This window comes from Streptomyces sp. NPDC090083, assembly GCF_044747445.1.
Taxonomy (GTDB): domain Bacteria; phylum Actinomycetota; class Actinomycetes; order Streptomycetales; family Streptomycetaceae; genus Streptomyces.
In genome coordinates, this window is the sequence record NZ_JBIVED010000015.1 from 171,203 (window position 1) to 189,599 (window position 18,397).

Sequence of the window (18,397 nt, forward strand, 5' to 3'; positions counted from 1 at the left end):
TGCCACGGTGAAGTCACCGCTACTGGATTCCGAAGTGGTCCACGACATACTCGGAATCGGATTCGGTCCGTCAAATCTCGCTCTGTCCATAGCGGTTGAGGAGCACAACAGAAGCCTTCCGGCAGACCGTCGTCTCAACGCCCTGTTCCTGGAACGCCAGCCACGCTTCGGCTGGCACCGGGGCATGCTCATCGACGACGCCACGATGCAGGTGTCGTTCCTCAAGGACCTGGTCACGCTGCGGAATCCGACCAGCGACTACAGCTTCCTCTGCTTCCTGCGCGAGCAGGGCAGGCTGATCGACTTCCTGAACCAGAAGACCCTGTTCCCGCTGCGCGTGGAGTTCCACGAGTACTTCGAGTGGGCCGCCGCACGCGTCGCCCACCTGGTCTCCTACGGCAGCGAGGTCGTCTCCGTCGACCCGGTGCGCGGCGACGACGGCGAGATCGCCCACTTCGACGTCACCAGCCGCGACCCGTCGGGTTCGGGTGCGACGATCACCCGCCGGGCGCGCAACATCAGCGTCGCGATGGGCCTTGAGCCGCATGTGCCGCCTGGCCTCGAACTGGCCGAACGGATCTGGCACAACAGCGAGTTGATACCCCGCGCCACCGCTCTCGCCGACGCGGGCGAGCCCGTGCGGCGGGCCGTGGTGCTCGGCGCCGGGCAGAGCGCCGCCGAGGCGGTGGACTACCTGCACCGCACCTTCCCGGACGCGGAGGTGTGCTCGGTGTTCGCCAAGTACGGCTACACCCCGGCCGACGACAGCCCGTTCGCGAACCGCATCTTCGACCCGGAGGCGGTGGACGTCTACTTCTCGGCGCCGTCCGAGGTGAAGCAGTCGCTCATCGACTACCACCGGTCCACCAACTACTCCGTGGTCGACATGGAGTTGATCGAGGCGCTGTACGCCACCGCGTACCGGGAGAAGGTGGCGGGCCGGGAGAGGCTGCGCTTCCTCAACGTCTCCCGTATCCGCGCCGTCGACCCGGCGGCGGACGGCGGACTCGACGTCGCCGTGGAGTTCCTGCCCACCGGCGAGAAGCAGGTGCTGTCCGCGGACGTGCTGGTCCTCGCCACCGGTTACCGCCCCAGAGACCTGAGTTCACTCCTCGGCGAGGCGGCCAAGCTCTGCCTGCGGGACGACGGCGACGAGATCCGCGTGGGCCGTGACCACCGGGTCGAGACCGTGCCGGAGGTCTCGGCGGGCCTGTACCTCCAGGGCGGCACCGAGCACACGCACGGTCTGACCAGCACCCTGCTGTCGACCGTGGCGGTGCGGGCGGAGGAGATCCACCGGTCGGTGCAGTCGGCGAGACTGGCCGTCTGACCGCCCCAGACTCCCCGGGCCCGGAGGGTACGGTCCCTTCCGGGCCCGGGGTTCTCGCTGTCCGCGACCGGCGCCTCCGGTCGCCTCTCCGTCAGCTCAACGGCGTCGGGTGGCGGGTTCGCCGAACACGTCCGCCACGCCCCGTACGGTCCGCACCGCCCCGCAGGTCGCCGCGATCCAGTCCACCGCCATCCGGTGGTCGTCGTGCGCCCGGTCGGCCACCGCGTCCGCGACGACGAAGGGCTCCATGTCCTGCATCCACGCGTCGGCGGCCGTCAGCAGCACCTGGGTGCGCGCGAACACGCCGACGATCACGGGCTGGTCGCGCCCCAACTCGGCCAGCCTGCGCCGCAGCCGGGTCCCGGCGAAGGCACTGAACCGCTTCGCGACCAGCACGCTGTCGCCGACCTGCGGGCGGATCGCGTCCACGACGTCACGGGAGTCCTCGCCGCCGGGCAGCCTTGGATGCCCGAAGCTGGTCTCCCGGCCGTCCGGTTCCCGCTCGGCGGTCTTCAGGGTGTAGAGCACCGGAATGCCCGCGGCCCGCGCCGACTCCGTCAACAGGCCGACGCCGGTGAGGAGTTCACCGACCGGCGCGGAGGACTCCCGCAGTACGTGCAGGAAGTGGTTCTGGACGTTCAGCACCACCAGCGCCGCGCGCCCCGGATCGATGGCCCAGCCGGTCCGGTCCGGGGGCAGCGCGGCGGAGCCGGGCATGACGTACGGGATCATGTCGGATGACGGCATACGCGTCGGCCTCTCACCGGTCACCGGACGCCCTGGGAAGACGTCGCGGGGTCTTGTCGTGGGGTCACGTCCTGGGGGCGCGTCGTGGGATCTGCGTCGTGGGTGTACATCGTGTATGTACGGCGTGGGTCTGCGTCATGGGGACGGAGGACGCCGGGCCGGGTCAGTAAGGCCCGTGGGTCCAGCGGCCGTTGGTCATCGTGGCGTGCACGGGCATCGCCCGCAGGGTGTCCGCGTCGGCGTCGAGCGGATCGACGTCCACGACCACCAGGTCGGCCGGGTCGCCGACCCTGATGAGCCGGCGTCCGCGGGCCGCCGCGACCAACGCGTCGGGCACGGACAGACGTTGCTCCGGATGCCAGGCGGGACGTTCGTCGTCGGTACGGCTGACGGCGGACGCGATCGCGAGCCAGGGGTCGAGCGGCGAGACCGGGGCGTCGGAGCCGAACTCCAGCCGGGCACCGGCGGCGAGCAGGTCGGCGTAGGCGAAGGCGCGCTCGGTGCGTCCGGCCCAGTGCCGGTCGGCCACGTCACGGTCGTCCGTGGCGTGCCGGGGCTGCACCCCCGCCGTGATCCCCAACCGGGCGAAGCGCGGCAGGTCCTGAGGGCTCAGCAGCTGCGCGTGCTCGATCCGGCCCCGGCACCGGACCGCCTCGAAGGCGTCCAGGGCAACGGTGTTGGCGCGGTCGCCGATGGCGTGCACGGCGGGTACGACCCCGTGCGCGGCGGCGCGCCGCATCAGCCGGACCAGCTCGTCCGGGGCGGTCTCCTCGATGCCGTGGGCGCCGTCCGTGCCCTCAAGCCCCGGGTAGGGGTCGCGGCACAGGGCGGTACGGGTGTTGAGCGAACCGTCCGTGAAGAGTTTCAGCGGCCCGACCCGGACCAGGCTCCCGTCCGCACCGACCTCGTCCCCCGTACGCAGCCCGCGCTCGATCGCGGCGTCCAGGCGGCTGGGATAGACGGCGGCCGACACCCGTACGGCGGGCCGGAACCGGGCCGAACGCCGTTCCCAGTCCACGACCGTGTCGCCGAACTGGAAGTCGATGACACCGGTGACCCCCCGCGCTGCGGCGGCTCGGCAGGCCTCCTCGATCCACCCGTCGACGACGTCGGCCGGCGCGGCGGGCAGGGCGGACAGCACCTCGTGGGCCTCGTGCTCCCTGATCAGCCCGGTCGGGTGCTCCCCCTTCCCGACCAGGGCGAGACAGGCGGAGTTGAGCCACACGGCGTGCAGATCGGCGCTGACCAGCGCGACCGGCCGATCGGGCAGCACCGCGTCCAGCAGCGCCTTGTGCGGCGCGTCGGCCCACAGCCCGTCCCGGAAGCCGTAGCCGTGGAGCACGGAGCCGTCGGCCGCCCCGGCCCGCTCCCGGACCAGGTCGGCGACGGCTCGCGCGGACGGGGTGCCGGCCAGATCGAGGCGATGCCGGGCACTGGCCCACTCCGCGAGGTGGACATGCGCGTCCCAGAGCCCTGGGAGCAACACCCGCCCCTCAAGGTCGAGTCGACGCCCCCCGTCCACCTCGGCACCCGCATCCGACTCGGGCACCACGTGGGTGATCCGCCCGTCCGCCACCCGCACCCGGACGAGCGGTCCACCGGCGCCGAGTCGCACGCGGGTCAGCGTCAGGGAGCTCGGGTTGTCCGCCATAAGGGCCTCCAGGGGAATGCCGGGGCATTCCTCCAACGATTCCACCAAGTTAAGTAAGGCTTACCTTACCTCGTGGACCGCTCCGCTGTGCCCGGTCGGCGGCACCTGCCTCAGCGCCCCACCTCGGCACTGGTCCGCCCCCGCAGATCCCCCGAGGACGCCCCGACCCAGACCGAGCGCCGCCCGGTCCCCAGCACCCAGGCATGCCTCTTCACATCCCAGGACGACAACGTCCGCGCCGCCACCCGCACGGTAACCCGCCGCCGCTCCCCACGCCGCAGCGCGAGCCGCCGATAGCCGCCCAGCACCCGGACGGCCTGGTCGATCGAGAGGTCGGGCGAGCGGCCGACGTAGATCTGCGGCACCGCGATGCCGTCCCGGCGGCCGGTGTTGCGGACCGTGAAGGTCACGTCGAGCCCGCGTCCGGTCCACCGCGCCGACACGTCGCCGTAGGAGAAGGAGGTGTACGACAGACCGTGGCCGAAGGGGTAGAGGGGTCGGACGCCCTCCGCGTCGTACCAGCGGTAGCCGACGTGGATGCGTTCCGAGTACTGCTCGACGCCGTTCACGCCGGGGTAGCGGAGAGGGTCTCCGGCGACCGGGTGGTGGGTGTCGTCGACCGGGAAGGACTGGGTGAGCCGGCCGCCGGGGTCGCAGTCGCCGAAGAGGACGGCGGCGGTGGCGGCGGCGCCCTCCTGGCCCGGGTAGTACATCTGGAGGACGGCGCCCGTCTTCGCCAGCCATGGCATCGACGTGGCGGACGAGGTGTTGAGGACCACGGTGGTGCGCGGGTTCGCGGCCGTGACCGCGGCGATCAACGCGGCCTGGTTGCCGGGGAGTTCGAGGGTGTCCCGGTCGAGGCCCTCCGTCGCGTCCTCGTAGGCGAACAGGACTACGCCGCGGGCGGCGCGGGCCGCGCCGACGGCCTCCGCGACGTCCTGTGCGCGGGTCGCGGTGGTGATGCGCCGCAGCCGGAACAGCAGTCCGGCGTCGCCGCCCCGGGCGGTGATCTTCAGGGTGTGGGTGCCCCGGGCGAGGGTGAGGGTGCTGCGGCGGACGGAGAGGCCGTCGGGGGCGGTGGAGACCAGGCCGCCGGAGAAGTACTCGCCGTAGCCCGGTGTCAGGGGGAACAACTCCTCGCCGTCGAGGAGTACTTGGGGCCGGGCGGCGGGCGCCGAGTCGAAGTGCAGGACGAACGTCCACTCATCGGTCCCGGCCACGGTGAGCGAGCCGTCGTACTGCCAGGTCCCGCCCGCTTCCACCCGCCGGCCCTCGCTGTCGAAGGCGGGGCTCAGCGAGGACGCGGGGATCGCCTTGCCGAAGAGGTCCTCGCCGAGCGCGTACGTCACCCGGGTCCGCGCACCGGCCCGTGCCCTGATCGCGGTGAGCGGGCTGTCGGCGTGGTCCGGCACGACGTGCGCGCTGCCGCCGCCGCTGACGAAGGGCAGGGTGCCGGTGGGTCCGATCACCGCGAGGGAGCCGCCGTCGGCCAGCGGGAGGGTGCGGTTCTCGTTGCGGAGCAGGGTGGCGCCCGCCTTGGCAACTTCCAGGGCCACGGCCGCGCCCGCCTTCGCGTCGCGGGCCGGGCGCGGCGGCACGCTGCCGTCGAGGAGCCCGAACCGGTCCATCACGCCGAGGATCCGGCGCACCGCGCGGTCGACGTAGCGCTCGGGCACACTGCCGTTCTGCACGGCCGACTTGAGGGGCGCCCCGAAGTACGTCCCGTCCGGCATCTCCATGTCGAGGCCCGCGGTGATCGCGGCGACGGTGCTGTGCGCGGCGAACCAGTCGGTCATCACCCAGCCGTCGAAGCCCCATCGGCCGCGCAGGATGTCGGTGAGCAGAGGCTTGTTCTCGCACGCGAAGGTGCCGTTGACCTTGTTGTACGCGCCCATCACCGCGCCGGCGCCCGCGCCCACGGCGGCCTCGAACCCCCTCAACTCCAGCTCGTGCATGGTCTGTTCGTCGGCCCGTACGTCGATCGAGTCGCGGTTCTTCTCCTGGTTGTTCAGCGCGAAGTGCTTGACGGTCGCGATCAGCCCCTCGCCCTGGATGCCCTTGATCTCGGCGGCCACCAGGTCGCCGGCGAGCAGCGGATCCTCGCTGAGGGTCTCGAAGTTGCGGCCCGCGTACGGGGTGCGGATCAGGTTGACCATCGGGGACAGCAGGACGTCCTGGCCGAGGGCGCGGCCCTCACGGCCGACGACCCGGCCGTAGCGGCGGGCGAGGTCCGGGTCGAAGGCGGAGGCGAGCAGGACGGGCGCCGGGAGGGCGGTGGCGTGCGCGGTGACGCGGACTCCGGCCGGTCCGTCGGTGAGCCGCAGGGGCGGGATGCTCAGGCGGGGGACGCCGGGGACGTAGCCGGCCTGGCCGAGCGAGTCCGGGTCGGTGGCGCCGTGCAGGAGGGAGATCTTCTCGTCGAGGGTCAGCCTGGCCAGGAGTCCTTCCACGCGGGGACCGGCCCCCGCCTCGGGTCTGGCCTGGGCGTCCGCGTGCGTCGGTGAGGCGAGTCCGGTGGTGGCCGCGCTGGCGACCGCGATGGCGCCGCCCAGCAGACGCAGGGCGGATCGCCGGGACACGGTGTCGGTCATGAGCCGTCACTCCTTCGGTGTGCGGGCACGACGTGCTGAACCGCTGGTGCGCCGCACCGCCCCGAGCCGCGTTCGGAATCTGAACGCACCGTGCGCGGAGACCGACTTGACGACCCGTCGGACAGCGGGGGCGCGGCGGGAAAACTATGACCGCCGTTGACTCGTGTCAATGAGTCGAACAGGAATCGACCACGAGCCCACAAGAACCGAAGGACGACAGGAGTGCGGGGCCGCCCGACCGGGACGGCCCCACGGATGCGGAAGCACTGGCTAGCGGGGATGGTGAAGGTCTGGCTGACCGCGAAAGGTGAAGGGTCGACTGAGCGCGGAAGGGGAAGGACCGGCTGAGCGCGTACGACAGAGGGCCGGCTCAGCGAAGCACCGGTACCACCGAGGTGACGGTGTCCACGACCGCCGCCACCACCGTCGTCGTCAGCGGCCGCACGGCACCGGCGCCGCCGCCCGCACCGCCACTCGCGCCGCCGCCCGAAGGCGCGGGTTCCGGCGCGCCCGTGCCGCAGCACGCGACCTGGGCCGCTCGGGGCGTGTACTCCGGCCCGCCCCGGCCCGGCAGGTCCGCGGACGGCGGGGGCGCGCCGCCCTCCGGCGCTCCCCCGGGCGGCGCGGGCGGCTGCGGCGCACCGTTCCCCGGCGCCGTGCCGCGCCCGTCGGGCGAGCCCTGTCCCGCTCCCGCTCCTTCACCGGCCGGCCGACCCTGTTCCACTCGCGCGTCCGTGGCGGGCTCCAGTGCCCACCGCTGCCGGGCGGAGCCGTCCCGGTCCGCCACCACGACCCGCGCCCCGGCCTTGCCGCTCGTGGGGGTCACGGCCAGCTCCTGGCTCCAGCGGAGCAGGAACTCGCCGCGCACGGTGAGGTCGTAGTGCACCTCGCCCGCGTGCACCAGGCAGCCGCCCAGGGTGACCGTGCGCGCGGTGGTGTCGGTGGCGAGGCAGAGTCCCGGGTCGGTGAGGCTGCGCAGCAGGCCGTCCTGGTCGTAGGACCACTGCTGGGACACGGCGTTCGAGCAGGCCGCCATGGTGACGGCGGTGCCGGACCGTACGCGGTCGCCCGGGATGCCGAGGCACAGGCCGGAGCCGAGGCTGCGCAGGACGCCCTGCTGGACGACTCCCGTCCCGTCCGCGCCGGCGGTCGAGGCGGACCCGGCGGAACCGTCCGAGGAGGGTGCGCCGACGGGGCTCGGGTGGGTCGAGCTGCCGCTGGGCGCACCCCAAGTGGCGTGCGGTCCGGGCGTGTTGCCCCCTTCGGTCCAGCCCTTGGAGACGAGCACGGTGGCGAGCAGCGCGAGGGAGGTCAGGCCCACGCCGACGAGCGCGGCCTTGGGATGCCGGCGCGGGAAGCTCAGCCGGCCCTCGGGTGTGGGGCGGTGGCGGCCCCCCGGCCGGCGGGCGGCGCGGGCCTGAGCGCGGGCGTGGGCGTGGACGTCGGGGGTCGTACGGCCGGGCCGTGAGTCGAGGTAGCGGCGGACGCCCCAGCCGAGGACGGTCTCGGCGAGCAGCACTTCGAGGCCGCCGTCGAAATGGCTCAACTGCTCGGCCGCGAAACGGCAGTAGCGGCACGTCATGAGATGGCGTTGCACATCGGGCAACAAGCCGCCGCCGCGGCGGATCGGGACGTCGAGCAGCCGGTTGTAGTGACGGCATTCCGCGGTGGGCGCGAGTTCCTTATGGGCACGTGCACAGCCTTGTCGGAATTGCTCTCGCGCCTGGTCGAGCGCGGCACTCGCGGTGAGCTCGTCCACGCCCAGCAGACCGGCCGGTACGGATATGGGTTCGGCCTCGACCTCGGTGTGCCACAGCAGGCATTGGGAGGCTCCGGACAGCGTGCCGAAAGCCCGTTCCGCGAGCTTCCGCCTTTCCGGGGTGCCGGGCCTCGCCGCGCGTAGACCTCGGGCGCCGGTGGGTTTACGAAGTTCCGGCAGCAGGGCGGCAATTCGCTCCTCCGCCGCCCAGGCTTTCACCATCTCCCGCACGGCGACGAGGAGTTGGGGCCGCAGCGCGCCGCCGGTCACCCGACCGCCCAGGACCTGATGGAAGGCCGCGGTGGCCACCATCGGCGCCGAACTGTCGTCCGTGGCAAGGCAGATGGCCGCATATTCACTCGTCGCCCGCCAGTGGCGTGCGAGCAGGAGCGCCACGGCACGGGTGCCCGCGGCCTTATCGCCGAGTTGCGCGACGAGATTGCGGTCGGACTCCCCCGGGTGCGGTCCGGGGAGCGGCGCGAACGGCGGGCGCGGGGGGTAGGGGGATTGCACGGAACCATTTCCTTCCAAGCCGCAGGACGGCACACGGAATGCCCGCCCTCGGAAAGCAGGTACTTGATTGGTGCATACCTTTGAGATGTCAGAAGGTGCCGGAGACGGCCCTGACCATTGCCTTCCGACGCCTTCCGACGGCCGATCTCACAAGGTGGCTCACACTCGCACAAGCGGCTGACAGGAAACAAGGAGTTCGAGTGACCGATGTTCAAAACGCAGTGAATTCAGAATGGTTACCGCGGGTATCCACAGGCGTCTGCACGAAATCTCCCACACCTCCACTAACCGAGGACGGCACACAGGGAACTCCGAGGTTTCTCTCGGGGTGCTCTCATCGCCGTGGGCCACCATGGGCCGCATGATCGCCCCCCACTCTTCAGCCACTCCCGCACCCGCCCCCGTCCCCACGGTCCGCAAGGCGGTCGTGCCGGCCGCCGGGCTCGGCACACGGTTCCTGCCCGCGACGAAGGCGACGCCGAAGGAGATGCTTCCGGTCGTCGACAAGCCCGCGATCCAGTACGTCGTCGAGGAGGCCGCCGCGGCCGGACTGGACGACATCCTGATGGTCACCGGGCGGCACAAGCGCGCCATCGAGGACCACTTCGACCACGCCTTCGAGCTCGAACAGGCCCTGGCCGCCAAGGGCGACACCGTGCGCCTGGACGCCGTACGCGATCCCGCGCGCCTCGCCGACATCCACCACATCCGCCAGGGCGATCCGCTCGGCCTCGGGCACGCGGTGCTGTGCGCCCGCCACCACGTCGGCGACCAGCCGTTCGCCGTCCTGCTCGGCGACGACCTGATCGACCCGCGCGAGACCCTGCTCAGCCGGCTGCTGGACGTCCGCGAACGGTACGCGGGCAGCGTGGTCGCCCTCATGGAAGTCCCCGCGGAATCGGTCCACTTGTACGGCTGCGCGGCCGTCGAGCCGACCGGCGAGGAGGACGTCGTCCGCGTCACCGGCCTGGTCGAGAAGCCGTCCCGCGAGGACGCGCCGAGCCGCTACGCCGTCATCGGCCGCTATGTCCTCGACCCGTCGGTCTTCCCCACCCTGGAACGCACCCCGCCCGGCCGCGGCGGCGAGATACAACTGACGGACGCGCTGCAGGAGTTGGCCGCCGCGGGCACGGTCCACGGAGTCGTCTTCAAGGGCCTGCGCTACGACACCGGCGACAAGGCCGAATATCTGCGCACGGTGGTCCGGCTGGCCTGCGACCGTGACGACCTGGGGCCCGAGTTCATCGCGTGGCTCAAGGAGTTCGTGGCGGGGCTGGAGAGCGGCGGGGCCGGCGAGAACGACGGCGCGCGGATCGCCGCCTGAACCTCACGCGCGCGAGGGCCCGGTCGTCGGCGGACGACGTTCGGGCCCTCGTGGCGGAGTCGGACGGCCGCGGACAACGCCCGGACCCCGCGGGGAAGCCGGGGCGCTCAGCCGTTCGGGCGGAGGGTCCAGGTGACCGTCATCTCACCGGTGACGGCGCCGTCCTCGCGCTGGATGGCGACGGTGACCGGGAACTCGGGGCGCCGGCCCGCGTCGAGTTCGGCGATGACGTCGGCGGCGGGGCGGCCGAGGGTCGCGGTGGCCCGGACCGGGCCGAGGGCGATCTTCTTGAACGCGATCTCGGCGTTGACCGGCAGCGGCACGGCCCGTGAGAGCTGGTCGCCGAAAGCGGCGAGGACGATCGCGCCACTGGCGGACTCGCCGAGGGTGAACATCGCGCCGGCGTGCGGTCCGCCGACGTGGTTGCGGTACTCGCTCTGGTCCGGCAGGGCCAGCACGGCCCGCTCCGGACTGGTCTCCAGGTACTCCAGGTTCAGGGTCCGAACCATCGGCACCGTGGCGGCGAGCAATTCGCCTATCGACATCTGGTCAGCACTCATGACGGTGATGTTACCCACCAGTAGCCACATCTGGCCAGGTGTGTGCGCCCGCGCACGGCGCTCGGCCGTCCCCACCGGAGGCAGTTGGTACGACCCTGACAAGGGGCGGTGACCCAACCGTGTCCGGGGCCGCACTAGGGTTACCCCCCATGTGGCCAGGACAGCAGCCGCCCGGGGGCGAGCAGAACCCGCAGGACAACCCGTACCAGCAGCCGGGGTACCAACAGCCGAATCCGTATCAGCAGCCCGGCTATCAGCAGCCCTCTCCCTATGGGCAGCAGCCGCAGTGGGGCGCGCCGGGTCCGGCGGGCGGACCACAGCCTCCGCAGGGCGGGGGCGGCGGGAGCCGGACGAAACTGATCGCGATCATCGCGGCGACGGCCGTCGTCGTGGCCGCGGGCGTGACCGGTTTCCTGGTCCTGGGCGGCGACAAGGACGACACCGCGGACGGCGGCAAGGACAAGGCGAGCCAGTCGCCCTCGAAGTCCGCCGACCCGACCACGTCCTCCTCCGGTTCGGACGACAACCCGCGCGGCAACGAGACCGAGAAGCCGACGATCGCGGGCTGGAAGGTCGTCGTCAACCAGAAGTACGGCACCGCGTTCGACGTGCCCCCCGAGTGGCAGGTCGGCAAGCCGGGCACGTTCACCTTCTTCGAGGACGAGGTGAAGGGCGACGGCTCCCCGTACATCGGCTTCTCCGCGCCCGCCTATCTGAAGGAGAACTGGTGCGAGTCCGACGACAACAAGGACGGCACCAAGGAGACCTCGTCGCTGGCGTCGAGCGGCACCAAGGGCGAGGACGGCGCGAAGGACACCGCGAGCACCGCGCGCGGTGACGCCGCCACGTTCGCCTTCGGCGGGTACACGGACCAGAAGGACTCGTCCAAGAAGTACCTGAAGATCGGCGCGGCCAAGCCGTACACGACGAAGTCCGGTGTGGAGGGCAGCGTCGCCTCGTCGTACACGTCGGGCGTCCCGAAGACCGGCAAGTGCTCCTCCGACGGCAAGGCGACCACGTTCGCCTTCAAGAACTCGGCGGGCGACTTCGTCTCGTGGACCCTCTACGGCGCGAAGGGCGTCAGCGAGGAGATCCCCGACGCGACGATCCAGAAGATCCTCAGCACCGTACGGCTGCACGGGGACCCGACGGGCACCACGAGCTGACGGCGTCGGGGCGCCGGCCGTTTGGCTCGATTCTGGCGGCAATCCGTTTGGCGGGGCGTGGCACGGGCGGCGATAGTCGGCCGGTGACCGCCACCCCCGCCGCCCCCGCATCCCGCCGACAGCGCCGACCCGACTGGGCGGGCCGCAACTACTCGCTGCTGACGGCAGCCGCGGTGGCCACCGGCCTCGGGGGCAACGGCGCGCTGATCGCGTCCGCGTTCGCCGTACTGGAGTCGGGCGGCGACGGGGGTGACGTGGGGCTGGTGGCGGCCTCGCGCACGCTGCCGCTGGTGCTGTTCCTGCTGATCGGCGGAGCCCTCGCGGACCGGGTGCCACGGCACCGCGTGATGGTCGCGGCGAACGCCCTCAGCTGCGTCTCCCAGGCGGCCTTCGCCGTGCTCGTCCTCACCGGCGAGCCCCGTCTCTGGCAGATGATGGTGCTGACCGCGCTGGGCGGCACCGGGCAGGCCTTCTTCGGCCCGGCCGCCGAGGGCATGCTCATGTCGACGGTGAGCGGGGAACAGGCGGGCCGCGCGTTCGCGGTCTTCCGGATGGCGATGCAGGGCGCGTCCCTGGGAGGTGCCGCGCTCGGCGGCGCGCTGGTCGCGGCGGTCGGCCCGGGCTGGGTGCTCGCGATCGACGCGGCGGCCTTCGCGGTCGCCGGCGGACTCCGCTCCTTCCTCGACGTGAGCCACATCCCGCCCCGCGCGCCGGGCGGCGGCATGCTGGCCGATCTCCGGGACGGCTGGCGGGAGTTCACCGGCCGCCCCTGGCTGTGGTCGATCGTCGTCGCCTTCTCCGTCGCCAACGCCGTGGTCGGCGCGGCGGACGCGGTCTACGGCCCGCTCGTCGCCCGCGACAGCCTCGGCGGCGCGGGTCCGTGGGGCCTGGCCCTGGCCGCGTTCGGCGCGGGCACGGTCGCGGGCGCCCTGCTGATGACCCGCTGGAAACCCCGCCGTCTGCTCCTCGCGGGCATGCTCGGCATCTTCCCCCTGGCCCTGCCGTCCGCCGCGCTCGCCGTACCGGTCCCGGTCGGCGTCCTGTACGCGGTGATGTTCGTCGCGGGCGCGACGGTGGAGGTGTTCGGGGTGAGCTGGATGACCGCCCTGCACCAGGAGATCCCCGAGGAGAAGCTCTCCCGCATCTCCGCCTACGACTGGTTCGGCTCGATCGCGCTGATGCCGCTCGCGGCAGCGGCGGCGGGCCCCGCGGAGTCGGCCTTCGGGCGGACGGCCGCGCTGTGGGGGTGCGCGGGGCTGGTCGCCCTGGTCACCGGGGCGGCGCTGTGCGTACCGGAGGTGCGGAACCTGCGGCGACGCACCGGGCCGGCATCCGGGCCGCGGCCGGACCCGACGGCGCACGGATCAGCCGATGCCGAACGCCCCGTCGGGGGGCTCGGGTGAGGGAACGGCGTCCTCGTCCCGGACGGGTCGCGCCGAACCGATGAACTCCTTCAGGGCGACGCCGTGTTCGAGCCGGGCCGGAAACGCGTCCGAGGCCACGAGCCGGATCAGGGCCGCCGTGTCGACCGGCCGACGCGAGGCGACGAGCACCGCGTTGCCGAAGCGCCGGCCGCGCAGGACGGCCGGTTCCGCGATGACGGCCAGCTCCGGGAACACCGTGCCGAACGTGGCGAGTTGGGCGCGCAGGAAGGTGAAGGGGGCGGCGTCGGCGAGGTTGGCCAGGTAGACCCCGTCGGCGCGCAGGACGCGGGCGGCCGCACCGGCGTAGGTCACGGACGTGAGATGCGCCGGAACCCGTGAGCCGCCGAACACATCGGCCACGATCACATCCGCCGACCCGTCGGGGGCCGCCTCCAGCCAGGCACGCGCGTCGGCGCCGTGCACGGTCACGCCGGAGCCGTCCGGCAACGGCAGGTGCTCGGCGACCAGTTCCAGCAGCCCGCGATCCGCCTCGACGACGTCCTGCGGCGACCCGGGCCGGGTCGCGGCCACGTACCGGGGCAGGGTGAGCGCGCCGCCACCGAGGTGCAGCACGTCCAGCGGCAGCCCCGGCTCCGCCACGACGTCCAGCACATGCCCGAGCCGCCGCGCGTACTCGAACTCCAGGTGCGTCGGCTCGTCCAGATCCACGTAGGACTGCGGAGCCCCGTCCACGGTCAGCAGCCAGGCGCGGTCGCGGTCCACGTCGGGCATCAGCTTGGCGGTGCCATGGTCGACATCACGCGTCACGGGTATCGGCTCGTTCACGGGGTCCATTGTGCCGGTGCCGGCCGGACGCCCGGCCCGCCCGGCGCCGCGCGAGGGGCGTGGGCGACCGCGCGCCCGGTCACAACGGACCAGCGGCCACCCACGCCCCATCAACCATCAACCATCCAACGCCTCAGTCGACCTCCGTGACCGTCCCGGCGCCCACCGTCCGCCCACCCTCACGGATGGCGAACCCGAGCCCCGGCTCCAACGGCACGTCCCGCCCCAGCTCGACCGCCATCGTGACGGTGTCCCCGGGCCGCGCGACCATCGTCTCGCCCAGGTCGACGTCCCCGACGACGTCCGCGGTACGGATGTAGAACTGCGGCCGGTACCCGGTGGACACAGCGGTCGTACGACCGCCTTCGCGCGCCGACAGGACGTAGACCCGCGCCGAGAACCGCCGTCGGGGCACCACGCTTCCCGGCGCCGCCACGACATGCCCCCGCCGGACCGCGTCCCGCGGCACACCCCGCAGCAGCAACGCCACGTTGTCCCCGGCCTGCGCCTCGGCCATCGGCTTCCCGAAGGTCTCCAGGCCGGTCACCACCGTGTCCAGGCCCGCGCCGAGCACGTCGACCCGGTCGCCCACCCGGACCGTGCCCCGCTCGACCGCCCCCGTGACCACCGTCCCGCGCCCGGTGATCGTGAGCACATTCTCGACCGGCAACAGGAACGGCGCGTCCAGATACCGCTCGGGCATGGGCACGTACGTGTCCACGGCGTCGAGCAGCGCGTCGATCGAGGCGGTCCAACGGGGGTCCCCCTCAAGGGCCTTGAGACCGGACACCCGTACGACGGGCACGGCGTCGCCGCCGTAGCCGTGCGCGGTGAGCAGCTCGCGGACCTCCAGCTCGACCAGGTCGGCCAGCTCGGTGTCCTCGCCGTCGGCGACCGCGTCGGCCTTGTTGAGCGCGACCACGATGTGGTCGACGCCCACCTGCCGGGCGAGCAGCACGTGTTCGGCGGTCTGCGGCATGATCCCGTCGAGCGCCGAGACGACGAGGATCGCCCCGTCGAGCTGCGCGGCACCGGTGACCATGTTCTTGACGTAGTCGGCGTGGCCCGGCATGTCCACGTGCGCGTAGTGGCGGGTGTCGGTCTCGTACTCGACGTGCGCGATGTTGATGGTGATGCCGCGCGCGGCCTCCTCCGGCGCCCGGTCGATGCGGTCGAAGGGGACGAAGGCGGACGCCCCGCGCTCGGCGAGGACCTTGGTGATGGCGGCGGTCAGGGTGGTCTTGCCGTGGTCGACATGGCCCATGGTGCCGATGTTCAGATGCGGTTTGGTGCGGACGTACGCCGTCTTGGGCATGGCTGTACCTCGAAGCCTCTCCAGTGGTGAAAAGCGGGGACCCCGAGGACTCGCCGACCCTCCCCCTGCGGGGTCCGCCGGACGATCCGGAGAGGGTCAGCTTCGGGCGCCGTCGAACGTGGCGACTGGAGCGGGAACGGCAGCCTTCGTGGCACCCGCGACGGCGGGTGCTGCGAGGTGGAAGGCGTACCGGAACATGAGGCCGATCATCGCCGACGCCCCGCCCCGAGTCGAATGGTTTTCGCGGCCCGGAAGTCGGCCGGGGCGGTCACTCCCCCGGCGGCCCCCGCGGCGCTCTCAGGCCCCGATGTTCTTCAGCGCCTCACGCACCGACAGCGGCGCGAACCGTCCCTTCTCCCGGGCCAGGAAGCCGCGTACCGCCTCCGGGTCCGTCTTCGCGTACTCGCGCAGGCACCAGCCGATCGCCTTGCGGATGAAGAAGTCCGGGTGCCCGGACTGCCGCAGGCAGTACGCGAAGAGGCGTTCGCTGTCGGTGCGTTCCTTGTAGCGCAGTTGGTGGAGGAGGGCCGTGCGGGCGACCCACATGTCCTCGTCCACGATCCACGCGTCCATGTCGTCCACCAGGCTCGGATCGGCGGCGACAAGGCCTCCCACCACATGGGAGGCGAGCGCGTCGACGGTGTCCCACCAGGGGACGGTCGAGACGAGATGCCGGGCGACCGGCAGGAAGCCGGACGTGCACCGCTTCACATGGCGGCGCAGATAGTCGACCGCGAAGTACTGGTACTCGCGCTCCGGCAGCTCCCAGCAGCGCAGGGCGACGGCGGCGCAGTCGGCCTCGTCCGGGCGGGGCGTGCCCTCCAGGACCGTGCGGGACAGGGTGCGGCGCACGGGTGTGGTGAGGCCCAGGAAGGGCGCCACGTCCTTCATGTACGCCCGCATGGGCACGGCCCGCTCCGGGTCGGCGGCGGCGGCGTACACGGCCGTGAGCCGCTCCAGCACGGTGTCCGCGAGGACGCTGCCGGGCACCCGCACGGTGCCCGCACCTGTGACGCTCATGAGACGAACCATACGGCGATCACATACACAGGTCGGTTAGTGTCGCCGACATGCTCGCCGATGCCACCACCCGCTCCGGGGGCACCGCCACGGCCGTTCCCCGGGCCACGGACCGGATCACCGGCACGGAGTTCGCCGTGGCCGTGGCCGTCCCCGCGGTCATGCCCGTCGCGCCTCCGTCGCCCGTCGTCCCGACCGGTTTCGCCGCGCGGTGCACGAGAGCCCTGCTCTCGCCGTGGTCGCGGCTGTCGCTGCTGCTGGTCCTGCTCGCCGGGGCCGCGTCCACGGTGCTGCTCTTCCACCCGCAGCGGCTGCTCTCGGACGGCTGGCCGCCGCAACTGAGCGGCGCCATGGCCGCGTTGGTCTTCGCGGCGGCGTACGGCCTGTGCAGCGTGGCCTTCGTGCCGCGTCCCCTGCTGAACCTCGCGGCGGGTGCGCTGTTCGGCTCCCAGCTGGGCACCGGCGCCGCGCTGGCGGGCACGGTGCTCGGCGCCGGGATCTCCTTCGGCCTGGGCCGGGTGCTGGGCCAGGACGCGCTGCGCCCCCTGCTGCGGGGCCGCTGGCTGAAGGCGGCGGACGGCCAGCTCAGCAAGCACGGCTTCCGGTCGATGATGGCGGCCCGGCTCTTCCCGGGACTGCCGTTCTGGGGCGTGAACTACTGCGCCGCCGTGTCCCGTATGCGCTGGACGCCGTTCCTGCTCGCGACCGCGCTCGGCTCGCTCCCGAACACCGCGGCCTACGTCGTCGCCGGCGCCCGTGCCTCCAGCCCGACGTCCCCGGTCTTCCTGATCGCGATGGCCTGCATCGCCCTGCCCGCCCTCGGCGGCGCGGTGGTGGCTTGGCGCAAGCGCCACCACCTGCGCGGCGACTGACGCGGCCGAGACGTCTCGGATGTCAGAGACTCAGAGGCGTCACGGACACCAAAGGCGTCACGGGCGTCATGGACTTCATGGACGTCATGGACGTCATGGACGTCACAGGGGTCAAACGGCTTCCAGGATCATCGCGTTGGCGAGGCCGCCCGCCTCGCACATCGTCTGCAGCCCGTAGCGCGCCCCTCGGTCCCGCATCGCGTGCACCAGGGTGGTCGTCAGCCTCGTGCCGCTGGCCCCGAGCGGATGCCCGATGGCGATGGCGCCGTGCACGTTGACCTTGGCGAGATCGGCGCCCGTCTCCTGCTGCCAGGCCAGGACGACGCTGGAGAACGCCTCGTTGACCTCGAACAGGTCGATGTCGTGGAGGGTGAGCGAGGCCCGGCGCAGCACCTTCTCCGTGGCCGGTACGACCCCGGTGAGCATGAGCAGCGGGTCGGACCCGGTCACGGCGAAGCTGTGCAGCCGGGCGAGCGGGCGCAGTCCGAGCCGCGCCGCCGTCTCGCCCGACGTGATGAGGACGGCGGAGGCGCCGTCGTTGATCGGGCTGGAGTTGCCCGCGGTGATGTTCCACTCGATCTGCGGGAAGCGCTCGGCGTACGTCGCGTCGTAGAAGGCGGGCTTGAGGCCGGCCAGGATCTCGGGGGTGCTGCCGGGCCGTACGCACTCGTCGCGCGAGGCGCCCGCCAGGGGCGCGACCTGGGCGTCGAAGAGTCCCGCGTCCCAGGCGGCGGCCGCCTTCTGGTGCGAGGAGACCGCGAAGGCGTCCAACCGGTCGCGTGTCATCGACCACTTGGCGGCGATGAGTTCGGCGCTGATGCCCTGCGGGACGAGGCCTTCCGGGTAGCGTCCGGCGACTCCGGGGCCGAAGGGGTCCGTGCCGGGGAGCACGCTCGACCCCATCGGCACGCGCCCCATGGACTCCACCCCGCAGGCCACGACGATGTCGTACGCCCCGGAGAGCACGCCCTGTGCCGCGAAGTGGACGGCCTGCTGGGAGGAACCGCACTGGCGGTCCACCGTGGTCGCGGGCACCGACTCCGGGAAGCCGGCCGACAGCACCGCCTGCCGGGTGATGTTGACGGCCTGTTCGCCGACCTGGGTGACCGTGCCGCCGATGACGTCGTCCACGAGTGCGGGGTCGATGCCGGTGCGCTCGACGAGGGCGCGCAGGGTGTGCGAGAGGAGTTCGACGGGGTGCACCTGGGCGAGGGTGCCGTTCGGCTTGCCCTTGCCTACGGGTGTGCGTACGGCTTCGACGATCACTGCGTCACGCATGGGGCGGGCCTCCGTGATTACCGGCGAGAGCACTACTAGTGAGTAGGAAATCCGAACTCAC

Annotated in this window: 14 protein-coding genes; 5 read left to right on the top strand and 9 right to left on the bottom strand. The window is 72.3% G+C overall.

Annotated elements, in window-relative coordinates; all coding sequences use genetic code 11:
- Nucleotides 1–22: 22 nt before the first annotated feature.
- On the top strand, nucleotides 23–1,330 hold the full coding sequence (locus ACIPTO_RS37995) for a lysine N(6)-hydroxylase/L-ornithine N(5)-oxygenase family protein (RefSeq protein ID WP_401199785.1): 1,308 nt from the start codon (nucleotides 23–25) through the stop codon (nucleotides 1,328–1,330).
- Nucleotides 1,331–1,426: 96 nt separating this feature from the next.
- Here ACIPTO_RS37995 and ACIPTO_RS38000 read toward each other — a convergent pair whose 3' ends face one another.
- The 4 genes from ACIPTO_RS38000 to ACIPTO_RS38015 form a co-directional block, all read right to left on the bottom strand.
- Nucleotides 1,427–2,077, bottom strand: a complete 651-nt coding sequence (locus ACIPTO_RS38000; RefSeq protein WP_366322001.1) for an isochorismatase family protein — start codon at nucleotides 2,075–2,077, stop codon at nucleotides 1,427–1,429.
- Nucleotides 2,078–2,240: 163 nt separating this feature from the next.
- On the bottom strand, nucleotides 2,241–3,728 hold the full coding sequence (locus ACIPTO_RS38005) for an amidohydrolase (protein WP_401199678.1): 1,488 nt from the start codon (nucleotides 3,726–3,728) through the stop codon (nucleotides 2,241–2,243).
- A 110-nt stretch (nucleotides 3,729–3,838) separates the two neighbouring features.
- A complete protein-coding gene (locus ACIPTO_RS38010) occupies nucleotides 3,839–6,319 on the bottom strand; it encodes a beta-glucosidase (RefSeq protein ID WP_401199680.1) in 2,481 nt (826 codons plus the stop codon).
- Nucleotides 6,320–6,689: 370 nt separating this feature from the next.
- The gene (locus ACIPTO_RS38015) at nucleotides 6,690–8,591 is read right to left on the bottom strand and encodes an RICIN domain-containing protein (RefSeq protein ID WP_401199682.1); all 1,902 of its coding nucleotides are present in this window, start codon (nucleotides 8,589–8,591) and stop codon (nucleotides 6,690–6,692) included.
- A 361-nt stretch (nucleotides 8,592–8,952) separates the two neighbouring features.
- Here ACIPTO_RS38015 and galU point away from each other — a divergent pair, with 361 nt between their 5' ends.
- Complete coding sequence (gene galU / locus ACIPTO_RS38020; RefSeq protein WP_401199684.1) at nucleotides 8,953–9,915, top strand: UTP--glucose-1-phosphate uridylyltransferase GalU; 963 nt, start codon at nucleotides 8,953–8,955, stop codon at nucleotides 9,913–9,915.
- A gap of 107 nt (nucleotides 9,916–10,022) precedes the next feature.
- Here the strand turns inward: galU and ACIPTO_RS38025 are convergent, their stop codons facing one another.
- Nucleotides 10,023–10,460, bottom strand: a complete 438-nt coding sequence (locus ACIPTO_RS38025; RefSeq protein WP_366322159.1) for a DUF4442 domain-containing protein — start codon at nucleotides 10,458–10,460, stop codon at nucleotides 10,023–10,025.
- A gap of 164 nt (nucleotides 10,461–10,624) precedes the next feature.
- Here ACIPTO_RS38025 and ACIPTO_RS38030 point away from each other — a divergent pair, with 164 nt between their 5' ends.
- Nucleotides 10,625–11,641 (top strand): hypothetical protein, encoded by a 1,017-nt coding sequence (locus ACIPTO_RS38030; protein ID WP_366322011.1) that lies wholly within the window; start codon nucleotides 10,625–10,627, stop codon nucleotides 11,639–11,641.
- An 83-nt stretch (nucleotides 11,642–11,724) separates the two neighbouring features.
- Nucleotides 11,725–13,044: an MFS transporter gene (locus tag ACIPTO_RS38035; protein ID WP_401199686.1), complete on the top strand. Its 1,320-nt coding sequence runs from the start codon at nucleotides 11,725–11,727 to the stop codon at nucleotides 13,042–13,044.
- Here ACIPTO_RS38035 and ACIPTO_RS38040 read toward each other — a convergent pair.
- From ACIPTO_RS38040 to ACIPTO_RS38050, 3 genes are all read right to left on the bottom strand, one after another.
- On the bottom strand, nucleotides 13,006–13,851 hold the full coding sequence (locus ACIPTO_RS38040; protein ID WP_401199688.1) for a spermidine synthase: 846 nt from the start codon (nucleotides 13,849–13,851) through the stop codon (nucleotides 13,006–13,008). The genes ACIPTO_RS38035 and ACIPTO_RS38040 overlap by 39 nt on opposite strands.
- 133 nt (nucleotides 13,852–13,984) lie before the next feature.
- A complete protein-coding gene (gene tuf / locus ACIPTO_RS38045) occupies nucleotides 13,985–15,166 on the bottom strand; it encodes an elongation factor Tu (RefSeq protein ID WP_366322017.1) in 1,182 nt (393 codons plus the stop codon).
- A gap of 297 nt (nucleotides 15,167–15,463) precedes the next feature.
- Nucleotides 15,464–16,186 carry a DNA alkylation repair protein gene (locus ACIPTO_RS38050; RefSeq protein WP_366322019.1) on the bottom strand — a complete coding sequence of 241 codons (723 nt, stop codon included), beginning with the start codon at nucleotides 16,184–16,186 and terminating at the stop codon, nucleotides 15,464–15,466.
- 50 nt (nucleotides 16,187–16,236) lie between these two features.
- On the opposite strand from ACIPTO_RS38050, the gene ACIPTO_RS38055 reads away from it, so the two are divergent.
- Entirely contained in the window at nucleotides 16,237–17,058 is an 822-nt protein-coding gene (locus ACIPTO_RS38055) for a TVP38/TMEM64 family protein (RefSeq protein WP_366322021.1), read from the top strand.
- Nucleotides 17,059–17,169: 111 nt separating this feature from the next.
- Here ACIPTO_RS38055 and ACIPTO_RS38060 read toward each other — a convergent pair whose 3' ends face one another.
- Nucleotides 17,170–18,336: a thiolase family protein gene (locus tag ACIPTO_RS38060; RefSeq protein WP_401199691.1), complete on the bottom strand. Its 1,167-nt coding sequence runs from the start codon at nucleotides 18,334–18,336 to the stop codon at nucleotides 17,170–17,172.
- Nucleotides 18,337–18,397: the final 61 nt, after the last annotated feature.

What these genes read in the sequence shown, in the direction of transcription:
- ACIPTO_RS38030 (WP_366322011.1), top strand. Translation starts at nt 10,625, where the DNA reads ATGTGGCCAGGACAGCAGCCGCCCGGGGGCGAGCAGAACCCGCAGGAC.
- ACIPTO_RS38000 (WP_366322001.1), bottom strand. Translation starts at nt 2,077, where the DNA reads ATGCCGTCATCCGACATGATCCCGTACGTCATGCCCGGCTCCGCCGCG.
- ACIPTO_RS38050 (WP_366322019.1), bottom strand. Translation starts at nt 16,186, where the DNA reads ATGAGCGTCACAGGTGCGGGCACCGTGCGGGTGCCCGGCAGCGTCCTC.
- ACIPTO_RS38055 (WP_366322021.1), top strand. Translation starts at nt 16,237, where the DNA reads ATGCTCGCCGATGCCACCACCCGCTCCGGGGGCACCGCCACGGCCGTT.
- tuf (WP_366322017.1), bottom strand. Translation starts at nt 15,166, where the DNA reads ATGCCCAAGACGGCGTACGTCCGCACCAAACCGCATCTGAACATCGGC.
- galU (WP_401199684.1), top strand. Translation starts at nt 8,953, where the DNA reads ATGATCGCCCCCCACTCTTCAGCCACTCCCGCACCCGCCCCCGTCCCC.
- ACIPTO_RS38005 (WP_401199678.1), bottom strand. Translation starts at nt 3,728, where the DNA reads ATGGCGGACAACCCGAGCTCCCTGACGCTGACCCGCGTGCGACTCGGC.
- ACIPTO_RS38010 (WP_401199680.1), bottom strand. Translation starts at nt 6,319, where the DNA reads ATGACCGACACCGTGTCCCGGCGATCCGCCCTGCGTCTGCTGGGCGGC.
- ACIPTO_RS38025 (WP_366322159.1), bottom strand. Translation starts at nt 10,460, where the DNA reads ATGTCGATAGGCGAATTGCTCGCCGCCACGGTGCCGATGGTTCGGACC.
- ACIPTO_RS38060 (WP_401199691.1), bottom strand. Translation starts at nt 18,336, where the DNA reads ATGCGTGACGCAGTGATCGTCGAAGCCGTACGCACACCCGTAGGCAAG.